Source organism: Rhodoferax sp., assembly GCF_025354435.1.
Lineage (GTDB): Bacteria > Pseudomonadota > Gammaproteobacteria > Burkholderiales > Burkholderiaceae_C > Rhodoferax_B.
On sequence record NZ_JANXMU010000038.1, the window covers coordinates 52,188 to 67,592 of the forward strand.

Sequence of the window (15,405 nt, forward strand, 5' to 3'; positions counted from 1 at the left end):
AGTTGATTATGAAATTCGTCGCTTTTGAGCGCGCAAAGCAGGGCACGGGTGCGAGCCGCCGTCTCCGCATTACTGGCCGTACCCCCGGCATCGTTTACGGTGGTGAAACACCTGCAACCCAGATCGAAATTGACCACAACGCTCTGTGGCACGCTCTGAAAAAAGAAACCTTCCACTCCACCATTCTGGACATGGAACTGGCTGGCAAGGAAAGCAAAGTGCTGTTGCGCAATGTGCAAATGCACCCCTTTCGCCAACTGATTTTGCACGCTGACTTCCAGCGCGTTGAAGCCAACACCAAGCTGACCATGAAGGTGCCTCTGCACTACAGCGGCCAGGACGTGTGCCCCGCCGTCAAGACGGAAAACTGCATGGTTACCCCTGTGGCGACCGAAGTGCAAATTTCCTGCCTGCCTGCAGACCTGCCCGAATTCATCGCGGTGGACCTGAGCGGGCTGACCAAAGGCTCGTCTTTGCACGCCAAAGACCTGGTTTTGCCAAAGGGCGTGTCGGTTGTCACCAAGGGTAAAGAAAACCCCGCACTGGTCTCCGTGATTGCTTTGGCCGAAGAAGTTGCTGTTGATCCAGCGGCTGCTGCACCCGCCAAGGGCAAAGCCGGTGCCAAGGCCCCCGCCGCTGCCAAGCCTGCTGCCAAGAAGTAATTCTTTTCAGTCCGGTTCAGCCCTGAAAAGGCCCACTTCGGTGGGCCTTTTTTGTTTTTAGATAATCACAGCCATGATCAAACTGTTTGTTGGCCTGGGCAACCCCGGCCCCGAGTACGAAGCCACCCGCCACAACGCCGGGTTCTGGTGGATAGACGCGCTGGCGCACGAGCTCAAAACCAGCCTGCAGCCCGACAAAAGCTACTACGGCCTGGTGGCCCGCGTGGCGGTGGATGGCGAGCCGCGCTGGCTGCTCAAACCGCAAACCTTCATGAACCTGTCGGGCAAATCGGTGGGCGCGCTGGCCCGGTTCTTCAAAATCCAGCCCAGCGAAATTCTGGTGGTGCACGACGAGCTCGACATCATCCCCAGCCAAGCCAAGCTCAAGCTGGGTGGCAGCCACGCGGGGCACAACGGCCTGCGTGACATCCATGCACAACTGGGCAGCCCCGACTATTGGCGGCTGCGCATCGGCATCGGCCATCCGGGTGCGCGCGATGAGGTGCTGAACTGGGTGCTGAAAAAGCCGTCTGCCGACCACCGCACGGCCATCGACGACAGCATGACCCGGGCGATTCTGGCTGTGCCCGCGCTGATGGCCGGCGATATGGACAAGGCCACCATGGCCATCCACACCACCAAGCCGCCCAGGCCCAAGCCGGTACGGCCGTCCGAGCCGGTTTAAACCGCCGGTTTCACGATCTCTGCCTGCAGGCGACGGTACTTGGCCCATAGGCTTTCGTTATCTTCTACATGCTCCGGGTTCACCGGAATGCACGACACCGGGCAGACCTGCACGCACTGCGGCTCATCGAAATGGCCGACGCACTCGGTGCACTTGTGCGGGTCGATCTCGTAGATCTGCACGCCCAGGTAAATCGCATCGTTCGGGCACTCGGGCTCGCACACATCGCAGTTGATGCACTCGTCGGTGATGATCAATGCCATGGCGCGCTCCGGGAAGTCATAGCCTGATGGTAGGTCACACTGCAGCCAGGGCGCTGCGCATCGCGTCGATCACCGCCTTGTAATCAGGGTTGCCGAAAATCGCGCTGCCCGCCACAAAGGTGTCCGCCCCGGCCGATGCCACGCGGGCAATGTTGTCGGTCTTGATGCCGCCGTCCACTTCCAGGCGGATATCTTTGCCCGAAGCCTCAATGCGCTTGCGCGCCTGCTCCACCTTGCGCAGGGCCGAGTCGATGAAGCTCTGGCCACCAAAGCCGGGGTTGACGCTCATGATCAAAATCAGGTCAATGTCGTCAATCACCCAGTCCAGCACGTCCAGCGGCGTGGCCGGGTTGAACACCAGCCCGGCTTGGCAGCCCTTGGACTTGATGGCCTGCACGCTGCGGTGCACATGGCCCGTGCCCTCGGGGTGGAAGCTGATCAGCGACGCGCCTGCATCGGCAAACGAGGCCGCCAGCGCGTCCACCGGCTGCACCATCAGGTGCACGTCGATGGGTACGGGCGTGCCGTCGGGCTTTTTGGCATACGGCTTCAAGGCGCTGCACACCATGGGGCCGAAAGTCAGGTTGGGCACGTAGTGGTTGTCCATCACATCAAAGTGGATCCAGTCGGCACCGGCGGCAATGACGTTTTTGACTTCGTCGCCCAGGCGGGCAAAGTCGGCAGCGAGGATCGAGGGAGCAATGCGGTAATTTTTCATGGGCCGTATTTTCGCAGACGCTGTATGCAAGCACGGTACGATCCTGCCCATGCCCAAATACCAGTTCACCGTCGAAGTCTTGCCGCAGTACCTGCCCGAGCAATCCGACCCCACCCAAGCCGTGTACAGCTTTGCCTACACGGTCACCGTCCAGAACACCGGCGACACCACCGCCCAGCTGATTGCCCGCCACTGGACCATCAGCGATGCCAATGGCCACATCGAAGAAGTCAAAGGCCTGGGTGTGGTCGGCCACCAGCCCTTGCTGAAGCCGGGCGACTCGTTCCAGTACAGCAGCGGCTGCCGCCTGCGTACCGGCACCGGTGCCATGCGCGGCAGCTATTTTTGCGTGGCCGAAGACGGCGAGCGCTTTGAAGCCCCCATCCCCACCTTTGTACTGGATGCCACCGGCAACCACCTGCCCCCGGCCAACCACACCCTGCATTGACATGGGCGAGTTCGACCTGATCCGCCGCTACTTCACCCGCCCCACGCCGCGCGCCGTGCTAGGCGTGGGCGACGACTGCGCTCTGCTGCAGCCCCGCCCCGGCATGCAACTGGCCATCTCCAGCGACATGCTGGTCGAAGGCCGCCACTTTCTCAGCACCGTGTCCCCCGCCGCGCTGGGCCACAAGGCGCTGGCGGTCAACCTGAGCGACCTGGCCGCCTGTGGTGCGCAGCCGCTGGCCTTCACCCTGGCGCTGGCCCTGCCGCGTGCCGATGCCGCCTGGCTGGAGCCGTTTTCCCAAGGCCTGCTGGCCCTGGCCGATGCCCACGGCTGTGAGTTGGTGGGCGGCGACACCACCCAGGGCCCGTTGAACATCTGCATCACCGTCTTCGGCGAAGTGCCGCCCGGCCAGGCGCTGCTGCGCTCGGGCGCGCAAGTGGGCGACGACCTGTATGTGAGCGGCACGCTAGGCGATGCGCGGCTGGCGCTGGAGGTGTTTCGCGGCACGGTATCGGTGCCCGAAGCCGCCTTTGCCCAGGCCCGCGACCGGCTGGAACGGCCCATGCCCCGCGTCGCGCTAGGGATGGCGCTGCGCGGCGTGGCTACGGCGGCAGCCGACATCAGCGATGGGCTGCTGGGCGACCTGGGGCACATTCTGCGGGCCTCGGGGGTGGGGGCGGTCATAGACACCTCTATCGCTATTACTTTAATAGCTACTTGTGTAGACATTACATACGCTAACGGCTTATTTGATGCTGAAAACCGCCTGGCCTACGTGCTGGCCGGTGGCGACGACTACGAACTGGTGTTCACCGCCCCGCCCTCGGCCCGCGAAGCTGTGGCGGCGGCCGCCGCCCAGGCGAGCACCCCGGTGGCGCGCATCGGCCAGATCGAGGACCGCGTAGCCCAGGTCCCCATCCGCTTGGTCGATGCCCAAGGCAGCCCCATCTTGCGCACCTTTGCCGGGTTCGACCACTTTGCTTGATTGAAATATGCATTGCCCCAATGCTTGCGTAAACTAGCTAACCATGAGTGAAGTCGACGCCATCCGCCAAATCCTGACGCACGCCCGCACCATCGCGGTGGTGGGCCTGTCCCCCGACCCCAGCCGCCCCAGCTACCAGGTGGCACGCAGCCTGCAGTTGCATGGCTACCGCATCATCCCCATCAACCCGAACGCCACCGAGATCCTGGGCGAAACGGCCTATCCCAGCCTCACCGAAGCGGCCCAGCACCACGTGATCGAAGTGGTCAACTGCTTCCGGCGCAGCAAGGACATTCCGCCCATCGTTGATGAAGCCATCGCCATCAAGGCCAAGGCGGTGTGGATGCAGCTGGGCATCTCGCACGCCGCCGCGGCGCTGAAGGCCCAGACGAGCGGGCTGCGGGTGGTGCAAAACAAGTGCATCAAGACCGAGCACGCCGTGCTGTCGGCCCGAGGCGTGATCTGAGGCCCATATTGGCCGTTTGTGCTTATCTGGCGAGCGTAAGCGGCTACTGAATGCATAGCATCTGAATCTGCACGCACCCAGGCGAAAGGTCGGTGCGGTAAGCTCACCAGTTTGCCCGCCCCCGCCGCTATGTCCTTCGCCCCCCTCCAAAACGACAGCTTTCTGCGCGCCTGTCTGCGCCAGTCCACAGACCATACCCCCGTGTGGTTGATGCGCCAGGCGGGCCGTTACCTGCCGGAATACCTGGCCACGCGGGCCAAGGCGGGCAGCTTTATGGGGCTGGCCACCAACACCGACTACGCCACCGAAGTCACCCTGCAGCCGCTGGAGCGCTTCCCGCTGGATGCCGCCATTTTGTTCAGCGACATCCTCACCGTGCCCGATGCCATGGGCCTGGGCCTGAGCTTTGCCCAGGGCGAAGGCCCGCGCTTTGCCCACCCGGTGCGCGACGAGGCTGCCGTGGCCAAGCTGGAAGTGCCCGACATGGACAAGCTGCGCTATGTGACCGATGCGGTCACCTCCATCCGCCGCGCCCTGAATGGCCGGGTGCCGCTGATCGGCTTTTCGGGCAGCCCCTGGACGCTGGCCTGCTACATGGTGGAGGGAAAAGGCTCGGACGACTACCGCCTGGTCAAAAGCATGCTGTACAGCCGCCCCGACCTGATGCACCGCATGCTGCAGGTGAATGCCAATGCCGTGGCCGCCTACCTCAACGCCCAGATCGAAGCGGGCGCGCAGGCGGTGATGATTTTTGACAGCTGGGGCGGCGTGCTGGCCGATGGCGCGTTCCAGCAGTTCAGCCTGGCCTACACCCAGCAGGTACTGAAAAAGCTCAAAACCGAGCACAACGGCGTGCGCATTCCGCGCCTGGTGTTCACCAAGGGCGGTGGCCTGTGGCTGGACGAAATGGGTGGGTTGGACTGCGAGGTGCTGGGCCTGGACTGGACGGTCAACCTGGCCAAGGCCCGCGCCCAGGTAGGCGGCAAAGTCGACGGGCCGGGGAAGGCTTTGCAGGGCAATATCGACCCCAACGTGCTGTTTGCCCCGCCCGCGCAGATCGCCACCGAGGTGGAGCGCGTGGTGAACAGCTTTGGCGTGCCCCACCAGGGCCCAGGCACCGGCCCCACACACATCTTCAACCTGGGCCATGGCATCAACCAGCACACGCCGCCCGAGCACGTGGCCGCACTGGTCGAGGCTGTGCACCGGGCTTCGCGCCAGATTCGGGCCTGAAACGGCCCCCATCGCCCCAAAAATAGTTTTGCGATGCACCACTTATGCACAAAATCTGTGATGCAGAGCTGCATGGCAGCACAAGGGCAGCACCACCCGCTATGAAACCCATAGCGCTTGTAAGTCCTTGATTCATATAGTCATCTGAAATTGCTTTTTTTAGAGGCAATCCGTCGAAAGCCTTGATTTACCGGGCTTCGCAGCCCGCCCCGCAGAGATATCAACAAAGTTATCCACAGATTCTTGGGATACCTTGTAAATCAGTTGCAAATCAAGCACTTAGGCGCTTTCCCTCTAGTTCACGTGAAATAACACACACAAATGCCGCACCGGCTCTCCGTCGTCGTCCAGACCCCCGCCCACAGCGCCATCGCCGGGCCGCTGACCTATGGCCACACCGCCGCCCTGCCGCCCGGCAGCCTGGTGCGGGTGCCGCTGGGCACGCGCGAGACGCTGGGTGTGGTGTGGGATGGCACGCCGGAAGAATCCACTTTCGAGATTCGCCCCCTCAGCGCCGCGCTCGACGGCCTGCCGCCGCTGAACGCCGCCTGGCGCGGCCTGGTGCAGTTTGCCGCGCTGTACTACCAGCGCGCGGTGGGCGAAGTGGCCCTGGCCGCCCTGCCCCCGCAGCTGCGCGAACTGGGCGCGGCGCAGCTCACCCGGCGGCTCAAACGGCCCAGCGGTGCCGTGGATGCGAATGCGGCAGACACTACACATTCCGTAGCACTCAGCGAAGAGCAGATATGCGCTATCGCCGAATTTGAGTCCCAAAAAGGCCCGTTCCTGCTATTCGGCTCCACCGGCAGCGGCAAGACCGAGGTCTACCTGCAACTGGTGCAAAGCCTGCTGGCCCGCGACCCCACAGCCCAGGCGCTGGTGATGGTGCCCGAGATCAACCTCACCCCGCAGTTGGAGGCCCGCTTTCGCGAACGCTTCGAGCCCCGCTTCGGCGCGGCGGCGGTGGTGTCCATGCACAGCGGCATGACCGCCCCGCAGCGCCTGAAAAGCTGGCTGGCCGCACACGGGGGCACGGCGCGCATCGTGCTGGGCACGCGCATGGCGGTGTTTGCGTCCATGCCTCGGCTCAAACTCATCGTGGTCGATGAAGAGCACGACCCCAGCTACAAGCAGCAAGAAGGCGCGCGCTACTCGGCCCGCGACTTGGCCGTCTACCGCAGCCAGCTCGAAACCCGTTTATCCACAGATACCGAACCCTGCCGCGTATTGCTCGGCTCCGCCACCCCGTCGCTGGAAAGCTGGCACCACAGCCGCCCCGCTGCCGAGGGCGGCCGCTACGTGCGGCTGGCCATGCCCAGCCGCATCGGCGCGGGCACGCTGCCCAAAGTGCGGCTGGTGGACATGGGCTTGCAACAAAAGAAAACCGTGTTCTCGCCCCAGCTCCTAGCCGCCATCCAGCAGCGCATTGCGCGCGGCGAGCAAAGCATGGTGTTTTTGAACCGGCGCGGCTATGCCCCGGTGCTGGCCTGCGGCAGCTGCGAATGGAAGAGCGAATGCCCGCACTGCAGCGCCTACCGCGTGTTCCACAAAATCGACCGCAGCCTGCGCTGCCACCACTGCGGCTACGCAGAACCCGTGCCGCGCGCCTGCCCGACCTGCGGCAACCCCGACATCGCCCCTGTGGGCCGCGGCACCGAGCGGCTGGAAGAACACCTGGCTGAGCTGCTCGCCCCCCTGCGCCGCCCCGACGGTGGCCCGGTGGTGGTGGCCCGCATCGATGCCGACAGCACCAAGGCCAAAGGCGCGCTGGAAGCCCAGCTGGCCGAGGTGCACACCGGCGCGGTGGATGTGCTGGTGGGCACGCAGATGATCGCCAAGGGCCACGACTTCCGGCGCATCACCCTGGTGGCCGCCATCCAGCCCGACGGCGCGCTGTTCTCCAGCGACTTCCGCGCGCCCGAGCGCCTGTTCGCCCTGCTGATGCAGGCGGGGGGACGCGCAGGCCGCGATGCCGCCCAAAGCGCTGCCAGCGAAATGTGGGTGCAGACCGAGCACCCCCAGCACCCGCTGTTTGCCGCGCTGCGCCAGCACGACTACCCGGCGTTTGCCGCCAGCCAGCTCGAAGAGCGCCGCATCGCCGGGATGCCACCCTTCAGCTTCCAGGCCCTGGTGCGCGCCGAGGCCCGCACGCAAGAAGCCGCCCAGGCCTTCCTCACTCTGGCCAGCGCTGCCGCCTGCGACGTGCCGGACGTAGACCGCGTCACCCTCTACCCCGCCGTGCCCATGGGCGTGCAGCGCGTGGCCAACATTGAACGCGCCCAGATGCTGGTGGAAAGCCCGTCCCGCCAGGCCCTGCAGCGCTTTCTGCTGGCCTGGCAAGCCGTGCTACGTGCCACCCGTAGCCAGCCCGAGGCCAAGGGGCTGATCCGCTGGGCGATTGACGTGGATCCTCTGGGAATTTAAAGAAAATCAGGCTCTAGCGCATATGGAATATGCACTAGTAGCTACTTAATTTATAGCAAACCTAGCGCAACAGATAACCCGCCTGCTGCGCTACAAACCCGTCGAACGCGGCCAGCAAAGGCATGAAGCGGTCGGCATCCCCCTCCAGTTGCGCCAGTGCCGCGCAGGTCGCCTCCAGCGTGGACAGTTGGTCGCGCAGGTGCGCCTTGCGGATGCGGTACTGCGAGGGCGGCAGGCCGCACAGGGCCAGGCGGGGCAAAGCTTGCAGCGGCGGACTCTGGTAGAGCATCTTGCGGCTTTTGCGCCAGGTGCCGTCCAGCACCACCAAACGCAGGCGCGACGGGTCTTGCAGCCATTCGGGGGGTAGCGGGGGCGGGGTCTGCAGGTCCGGGGCCGTATCCAACGGGGTGTCCGGGTACAGCAGCAGCGTGTGCTGGCCGTCCTCCGGCCAGGCCGGTGTGGCAAACGCCTCGCCCACCACCAGGCGGCTGTGCGGCAGGCTGAGGTGCAGCAGGCGGGCGCTGCCTTTGGCCTGGTGCACTTCCAGCGGGTGCTGCAGCACCAGCACCTCCACCGCGTGGGCGGTTGGGGTCACCCATGGGCAGATACAGGTGCTTTGCGGGCGCAGGCAGGTGGCGCACAGGGGGCGGTGGGGGGCAGACAGCATGGCGGGATTCTAGGCAATGTACCCAGGCCGCCACGCCCCTCGAACGCTATTAAATAAGTAGCATTACGTGCAGAATTTGATTGCGCAAAAAGCCTTTTTGATGCGTAAACACACCCCCCGCCGCGCATCCCTACAATAGCCGCTTGTAACAACCTGTAAAACCCCCACCCCATGGCATTTTGGATGGTGAAACGCAAAATTCGCCTGCGCATCGGCATCGCCATGATGTTTCTGGCGGTGGTGCTGCCGCTGACGGTGGCGATGGTGGCCGTGTTGTTCCAGCAAAACGCCCGCCTGGCCCGCGCCATGGCCGACCAGGCGATGGACATGGCAGAGCGCGAAGCTGTCGGCCAGGTGCAGCGGCTGGTGAACGACTTCTCCAGCGCGGTCGAGCTGTCTGCCGCCTTCAGCCGGGTTGAAAAAACCACGCTGCGCCAGCCCGCTGCCATGCGTGCGCTGCTGGAAGAGCTGCAACGCCTGCCGCAGGCCTACAGCCTGCACTTCAGCCCCGCAAATGCACAAGGTACCGGGGGCACGGGCGACTTCTACCAGGTGGTGCGGCTGTCCGAAAACGTGCGCCTGTTTGGCCCCCACGGCATCACCCCACCGGAGGGCGCGCGCTGGGTGCTGCGGCGTATCCAAACCCACAACGGCCAGCGGGTAGACCGCTACCAGTACCTGGCGGCCTGGGGCCAGGTGCTGAAAACCGAGCAGGCCGATGCCAGCTTTGATCCGCGCACCCGCCCCTGGTTTGAAGCCGCCCTGCAGCAGCCGCGCATGGCCGTGTCCGATGTGTACCTGTTTGCCGGTACCGGGCGGCCGGGCATGACGCTGTCGCGCCAGTTGCGCAGCGACAGCGGGGTGGCGCTGGGCGTGTTTGGGGCCGACCTGTCGCTGGCCACCCTGGCCGACTTTTTAAAGGCCCGCGCCATCGGCCAATCCGGCACCACCTTTGTGCTGGACGAGCAGCACCGCCTGATTGGCTACCCGGAGCTGGCCCAGGTGCTGATCCGCCAAAGCCGCCAGATCACGCTGGTCACCGGCGAAGCCGTGGCCAACCCGGCGGTGGCCGCCGCCACCACGGCCTACTTTGCGGGCACCGCGCGCCAGTTCTCGGTGCAGGCGGCGGGTGCCACCTGGCTGGCCCACTTCAGCCCGCTGCCCAACACGCTGGGCCGCCAGTGGACGGTGGGCGTGGTGGTGGCCGAAGACGATTTTGTCGGCCCGGTGAAGCGCGCCAGCCTGGTGATTGTGCTGGTCGGGCTGGTCTTCATCCTGCTGTCGACGGCCGGTGTGGTGTGGATGTCGCGGGTGCTGGTGCACCCCATGCAGCAGCTGATTGACGAGACCGAACGCATCCGCGACTTCCAACTGCAAGCCCCGCTGAAGGTGCACTCCGCGGTGCAGGAAATCGATGCCCTGGTGGCCGCCGTGGCGTCGATGAAAACCGGGCTGGCCAGCTTTGGTGCCTACGTGCCCAAGAGCCTGGTGCACAACATCATCCGCTCGGGCGTGGGCACCGGGGTGGGCGGCCAGCGCCTGCCGCTGACGGTGATGTTTACCGACCTGCAGGGCTTCACCGAAGCCGCGGAACGCATGGAGCCCGAGCAGGTGCTGCTGTGGCTGTCCGAGTACTTCAACCGCCTGACCCAGGCGGTGCACGCCCACCAGGGCACCATCGACAAATACATCGGCGACTCGGTCATGGCCCTGTAGAACGCGCCGGTGGCCGATGCCGACCACGTGGCCAACGCCTGCCGTGCCGCCCTGGCCTGCCGCGCCGCATCGCGCATCCTGGGCGTGGATGGCAACGGCCCCCGGCTGCGCACCCGCATCGGCCTGCACACCGGCATGGCCATGGTCGGCAATGTGGGCTCCAACGACCGCATGCAGTACACCGCCATGGGCGCGATGGTCAACCTGGCCTCGCGCGTGGAGGGGCTGAACAAGGCCTTTGGCACCGAGCTGCTGGTGACCCAGGCGGTGGTGGATGCCGTGGGCGCGCAGTTTGTGTTCCGCCCCTTTGGTCCGGTGCTGGTGGCGGGGGCAACAGTGCCGCTGGCGGTGTTTGAAATGCGCGAGGACAGTGGCGGTTTAGCGCTGTGGATGCAGGCCCACAACGCCTGGCTGGCACGCGACTGGCCGAGGGCCGAAGAGGCATTCAGCCGCTATGCCCAGCAGCACCCGCACGACCTGGCCGCACCGCTGTTTCTGGCCACAGTGCGCTCCTTTGGGATGGACAGCCCCCCGCCCGACTGGGACGGCGTACTGCGCTTTACAAGCAAATAAGCGCGCGCATCCGCGAAGGCACGGATACTATGGTTTTGATAGCCGCTTGCGCAGGCAGAATATGCGCTAGCAGCCCTTTTTATCCTAAGAATTGAGACAAAAGCGAAATGACAACGCTCCTTCTCCGTATCTCGCTGCCCCTGGTCTTTTTGCTGGCCAGTTGCACCACCACCACCAAGGTGGCCCAGGCGGTGAACGAGGCCCAGGCCGCCGCCAACGTGGCCACCACGGCGGCCATCGTGGCGCAATCGGCCGCCAGCGCACCGCGGGCCCCCGGCGCGCCGCCGTCGCCCCTGCCGCTGTTTGCCACCGTGCTGCAGGGCACGCAGCGCAGCATCGGGCTGTTTCCGGTGTACCAGCGGGACGAACGTTTTTGGCTGGAGCTGGGGCCGGACGACTTTGGCAAGCCCTTCTTTTTGTCGCCCAAGATGGCCAGCGGGATTGGCGAAGGCGGGCTGTTTGGCGGCCGCATGCTGGCCCCCCGCCTGGTGGAATTTCGCCGCGTGCACAACCTGGTGCAGCTGGTGGCGCGCAACACCGACTTCGTGGCCCCGCCCGGCACGCCCGAGGCCCGGGCCGTGGCCGCCGCCTACGCCCCCAGCCTGCTGGGCAGCACGCCCGTGGCCAGCCAGCCACACCCGAACCGCCAAAGCGTGCTGGTGGATGCAGGCGCGCTGTTCATCAACGACATGGGCGGCGTGGCCCAGGCGCTGGCCCAGACCTACCGGCAAAACTACGGCGTGGACATGCGCAACTCGGCCATCCTGAAGGTGCGCGGCACGCCCGACCTGCTGGTGCTGGAGGTGATGAACCACTACGCCACCGCCAGTATCGCCCTGCCCATGCCCGGCATGAGCATGCCCGGCACGCCCAACAACCTGGTGGACCCGCGCAGCATGTTCATCCAGATCAACTACTCGCTGGCCCGCCTGCCCGCGCAAACCATGGCCCCGCGCCTGGCCGACCCGCGCATCGGCCATTTTGTGGAGGCGGTAGACAACTTTGGCGACGACCTGGCCCCCACCGCCCGGCAGCGCTTCATCGCCCGCTGGCGGCTGGACAAACAAGACCCGCTGGCCGACCTGGCCGAGCCGGTAAAACCTATCACCTACTGGATCGACCGCAGCGTCCCGCTGAAATACCGCGAGGCCATCCGCGCGGGCATCCTGGCCTGGAACCCGGCGTTCGAGCGCATCGGCTTCAAAGACGCGATCCGGGTACAGCAGCAGCCCGACGATGCCGACTTCGACACCCTGGACTTTGGCCGCGCCTCGGTGCGCTGGTCCACCAACAACAGCACCGGCTTTGCCGCCATCGGCCCGCGCCACGTGGACCCGCGCAGTGGCGAAATCCTGGATGCCGACATCCGCATCGAAAGCCAAAGCGTGCGCGCCACCCGGGCCTCGGCCACCCGCCGCCTGGGCCTGCCGGTGGCCGAAACCACCGCCCACGCCCTGCCAGAGTCTGGCCAAGACTGCGACATCGGCGCCGAAGCAGGCGAGCAACTGGCCTACGCACTCGACCTGCTGGCATCCCAGGGCGACATCGCCCCGGACAGCCCGGAGGCCGAGCAGTTCGTGCGCGACTACATTACCAGCCTGACGATCCACGAGGTGGGCCACACCCTGGGCCTGCGGCACAACTTCCGTGCCTCGCGGCTGTTCACCCAGGTGCAACTGGCCAACCCGGCCTTCACCCGGGCGCAGGGGCTGGGCGGCTCGGTGATGGACTACCTGCCGGTCAATCTGGGCCTGCCCGGCCAGCCGCGCCCGGCGGCCTTCCAGACCACGCTGGGCCCGTACGACTACTGGGCCATCGACTACGCCTACCGGCCCATCCCACCCGCGGTAGAGGCCGCCACGCTGGCGCAGATTGCCAGCCGCAGCGCCGAGCCGGCCCTGGCCTATGGCACCGACGAAGACTTCAGCCTCGGAGCCGACCCCGAAACCCTGCAGCGCGACCTGGGCGACAACCCGGTGGCCTTTGCCCGGCAGCGCTTTGCCATTGCCCACAGCGTGTTCCAGCGGCTGGAAACCCTGCAGCCCCGGCCCGACCAGGACTGGAGCAGCGTGCGCCGCCTGCTGCGCGAATCGCTGAACGACACCGGCTCGGCCACCGGCATCCTGCTGCGCCAACTGGGTGGCGTGCGCATGCTGCGCGACTTTGCCAACACCGGGCGCGACCCGGCCCAGCCCACGCCCGCCGCCGACCAGCGCGCCGCGCTCGACCTGCTGCTGCACGAGGTGCTGGCCGCCAACCGCTTTGCCATCTCGCCCGCGCTGCAGCGCCGTCTGGTGCCCGACTACCTGGCCCGTGCCGAAGCCCCGGCCAGCGCTGGCGACCTGCCGCTGGCCCGCGAGGTATTTGGCCTGCGCCTGCTGGTGCTCAACAGCCTGATGGGCGATGCACTGGCGGGCAAGCTGCTGGACAACGACAGCCGCCTGGCCCCCCTGGAAGACGCGCTGCGCCTGCCCGAGCTAGTGCGCCGCGTGGAAGCCGAGGTCTGGACCGACCTGAACGCCCCCACCATCGCTCCCAGTGCCGAGCAGCGCGAGCTGCAACACGCCTACACCGAGCGCCTGGCCGCCCTGGTGCTGCGCCCCGCCGGAGCCACCCGCGCCGATGCCCGCAGCATAGTGCGCGGCCAGGCCACGGCCCTGCTGGCGCGCATCACCAGCGCCCAGCAACGGCGCGGCAACAGCGCAGAAACACGCCAGCACCTGGCCGACAACGCCCTGACCCTGCGCAACGCCCTGTCGGCCAAGCTGGTACGCGCAAGTTAATTTTCAGATAAAAACAGGCTATAGCGTATATTCCATATACACCATTAGCTATTTATTTAATAGCAATTATTGGGCTACCGTGTACCGGTCAATTTCAGCCTGTGGGCGGTAATACGGCATCCAAATCGACCCGAAAATGCTACGCTTTGTAACTTTTCTGTAAACCGTCTTTTGGAGAGCCTCAACATGATCTTTAACGGCTTACGCAATCTCACCATCTCCCGCCGTCTGGCGCTGCTGAACTTCAGCGCGCTGATCGGGCTGGTGGTGCTGACGGCGGTGTTCCTCACCTCAGAGCGCCGCCTCATCATGGAAGAGCGGCAAAACAGCGTGCGCCAGGCGGTAGAAGTGGCGCACAGCCTGGTGGCCAGCTACCAGGGCCTGGTGGCGCAGGGCAAGGCCACCGATGCCGAAGCCCAGGCCTTGGCCAAAACCGCCCTGAAAGCCCTGCGCTACAGCGGCAGCGAATACTTCTGGATCAACGACCTGCAGCCGGTGATGCTGATGCACCCCATCAAGCCCGAGCTGGACGGCAAGAACCTTAGCGAGACCAAGGACCCCACCGGCAAGCACATCTTTGTGGAATTTGCCAACACCGTGCGCGCCAGCGGCGGCGGCTTTGTCAACTACATGTGGCCCAAGCCCGGCAGCGAAAACCCGGTGCAAAAGGTGTCTTACGTCCAAGGCTTTGCGCCCTGGGGCTGGGTGATTGGCTCGGGCGTGTACGTGGACACGGTGGATGCCACCATCCAGGGCCGCATCGTCAGCTTTGGCCTGGCCACGCTGGTGCTGATCGCCCTGCTGCTGGGCCTGGGCGTGCTGATTGCGCGCGGCCTACTGCGCCAGCTGGGCGGTGAGCCCGACTACGCCGCCAGCATCACCGGCCACATGGCGCGCGGCGACCTGTCGGTGCCGATTGCCTTGCGCCCGGGCGACACCCACAGCCTGCTGCACGCCATCCACGGCATGCGCGACAGCATTGCCAACATCGTGGGCGAGGTGCGCAGCGGCACCGACAGCATCGCCGCCGCGTCCAGCCAGATTGCCGCCGGCAACAACGACCTGAGCGTACGCACCGAGCAGCAGGCCAGCGAGCTGGAGAAAACCGCCTCGTCGATGGAGCACCTGACCCACACCGTCAAGCAAAACGCCGACAACGCCCGCCACGCCAGCCAGCTGGCCGCGGCCGCCAGTACGGTGGCCGTGAAGGGCGGCGCGGTGGTGGCCCAAATTGTGGGCACCATGGGCACGGTCAACGCCAGCTCCAACAAGATCGTGGACATCATCGGCGTGATCGACGGCATTGCGTTCCAGACGAATATTTTGGCGCTGAACGCCGCCGTGGAAGCCGCCCGTGCCGGGGAGCAGGGCCGGGGCTTTGCGGTGGTGGCCAGCGAGGTGCGCAGCCTGGCCCAGCGCAGCGCGGCGGCGGCCAAAGAGATCAAGACCCTGATCCACGAGTCGGTCAGCAATGTGGATCACAGCACCCGCCTGGTCAACGACGCGGGCACCACCATGACCGAGGTGGTGCAAAGCGTGAAGCGGGTGACGGACATCATCAACGAGATCGCCGTGGCCAGCCAAGACCAATCGCAGGGCATCGACCAGATCAATGGTGCCATCACCGCCATGGACGGCGTGACCCAGCAAAACGCCGCCCTGGTGGAGGAAGCCGCTTCGGCGGCCGAATCCATGCGCAGCCAGGCCGAGCGCTTGTCGGAACAGGTCAGCGTCTTCAAACTCTAGAAATTACACGCCAAATCAGCCTCTAGCGCATGCACCACC

Annotated in this window: 12 protein-coding genes and 1 pseudogene; 10 read left to right on the plus strand and 3 right to left on the minus strand. The window is 65.5% G+C overall.

The window, feature by feature from the left end; genetic code table 11:
* The first annotated feature begins 8 nt into the window (after positions 1–8).
* Together Q0T48_RS09955 and pth are read left to right on the plus strand one after the other, a co-directional pair.
* A complete protein-coding gene (locus Q0T48_RS09955) occupies positions 9–662 on the plus strand; it encodes a 50S ribosomal protein L25/general stress protein Ctc (RefSeq protein WP_295955789.1) in 654 nt (217 codons plus the stop codon).
* 73 nt (positions 663–735) lie between these two features.
* Positions 736–1,347: an aminoacyl-tRNA hydrolase gene (gene pth / locus Q0T48_RS09960; RefSeq protein WP_295955792.1), complete on the plus strand. Its 612-nt coding sequence runs from the start codon at positions 736–738 to the stop codon at positions 1,345–1,347.
* On the opposite strand, the gene Q0T48_RS09965 is transcribed toward pth, so the two are convergent.
* Both Q0T48_RS09965 and rpe read right to left on the minus strand, forming a co-directional pair.
* Positions 1,344–1,610 (minus strand): YfhL family 4Fe-4S dicluster ferredoxin, encoded by a 267-nt coding sequence (locus Q0T48_RS09965; protein WP_295955795.1) that lies wholly within the window; start codon positions 1,608–1,610, stop codon positions 1,344–1,346. The genes pth and Q0T48_RS09965 overlap by 4 nt on opposite strands.
* A gap of 34 nt (positions 1,611–1,644) precedes the next feature.
* Entirely contained in the window at positions 1,645–2,328 is a 684-nt protein-coding gene (gene rpe, locus Q0T48_RS09970; protein ID WP_295955797.1) for a ribulose-phosphate 3-epimerase, read from the minus strand.
* A 49-nt stretch (positions 2,329–2,377) separates the two neighbouring features.
* Here rpe and apaG point away from each other — a divergent pair, with 49 nt between their 5' ends.
* The 5 genes from apaG (at position 2,378) to priA (ending at position 7,881) form a co-directional block, all read left to right on the plus strand.
* Positions 2,378–2,776 carry a Co2+/Mg2+ efflux protein ApaG gene (gene apaG / locus Q0T48_RS09975; RefSeq protein ID WP_295955799.1) on the plus strand — a complete coding sequence of 133 codons (399 nt, stop codon included), beginning with the start codon at positions 2,378–2,380 and terminating at the stop codon, positions 2,774–2,776.
* Between the two features lies 1 nt (position 2,777).
* Complete coding sequence (gene thiL / locus Q0T48_RS09980; protein ID WP_295955802.1) at positions 2,778–3,761, plus strand: thiamine-phosphate kinase; 984 nt, start codon at positions 2,778–2,780, stop codon at positions 3,759–3,761.
* 43 nt (positions 3,762–3,804) lie between these two features.
* Complete coding sequence (locus Q0T48_RS09985; RefSeq protein ID WP_295955805.1) at positions 3,805–4,227, plus strand: CoA-binding protein; 423 nt, start codon at positions 3,805–3,807, stop codon at positions 4,225–4,227.
* Between the two features lie 129 nt (positions 4,228–4,356).
* Positions 4,357–5,460: a uroporphyrinogen decarboxylase gene (gene hemE / locus Q0T48_RS09990; RefSeq protein WP_295955807.1), complete on the plus strand. Its 1,104-nt coding sequence runs from the start codon at positions 4,357–4,359 to the stop codon at positions 5,458–5,460.
* Positions 5,461–5,781: 321 nt separating this feature from the next.
* Positions 5,782–7,881 (plus strand): primosomal protein N', encoded by a 2,100-nt coding sequence (gene priA / locus Q0T48_RS09995; RefSeq protein WP_295955809.1) that lies wholly within the window; start codon positions 5,782–5,784, stop codon positions 7,879–7,881.
* Positions 7,882–7,942: 61 nt separating this feature from the next.
* Here priA and Q0T48_RS10000 read toward each other — a convergent pair whose 3' ends face one another.
* A complete protein-coding gene (locus Q0T48_RS10000; protein ID WP_295955811.1) occupies positions 7,943–8,548 on the minus strand; it encodes a tRNA-uridine aminocarboxypropyltransferase in 606 nt (201 codons plus the stop codon).
* 447 nt (positions 8,549–8,995) lie between these two features.
* Here Q0T48_RS10000 and Q0T48_RS10005 point away from each other — a divergent pair.
* The 3 genes and pseudogenes from Q0T48_RS10005 to Q0T48_RS10015 all read left to right on the plus strand — a co-directional run bounded on the left by Q0T48_RS10005 (position 8,996) and on the right by Q0T48_RS10015 (position 15,366).
* Positions 8,996–10,837, plus strand: a pseudogene (locus Q0T48_RS10005) (adenylate/guanylate cyclase domain-containing protein).
* A gap of 107 nt (positions 10,838–10,944) precedes the next feature.
* The gene (locus Q0T48_RS10010) at positions 10,945–13,620 is read left to right on the plus strand and encodes a zinc-dependent metalloprotease (protein ID WP_295955813.1); all 2,676 of its coding nucleotides are present in this window, start codon (positions 10,945–10,947) and stop codon (positions 13,618–13,620) included.
* Between the two features lie 186 nt (positions 13,621–13,806).
* Complete coding sequence (locus Q0T48_RS10015) at positions 13,807–15,366, plus strand: methyl-accepting chemotaxis protein (protein WP_295955815.1); 1,560 nt, start codon at positions 13,807–13,809, stop codon at positions 15,364–15,366.
* Positions 15,367–15,405 lie beyond the last annotated feature (39 nt).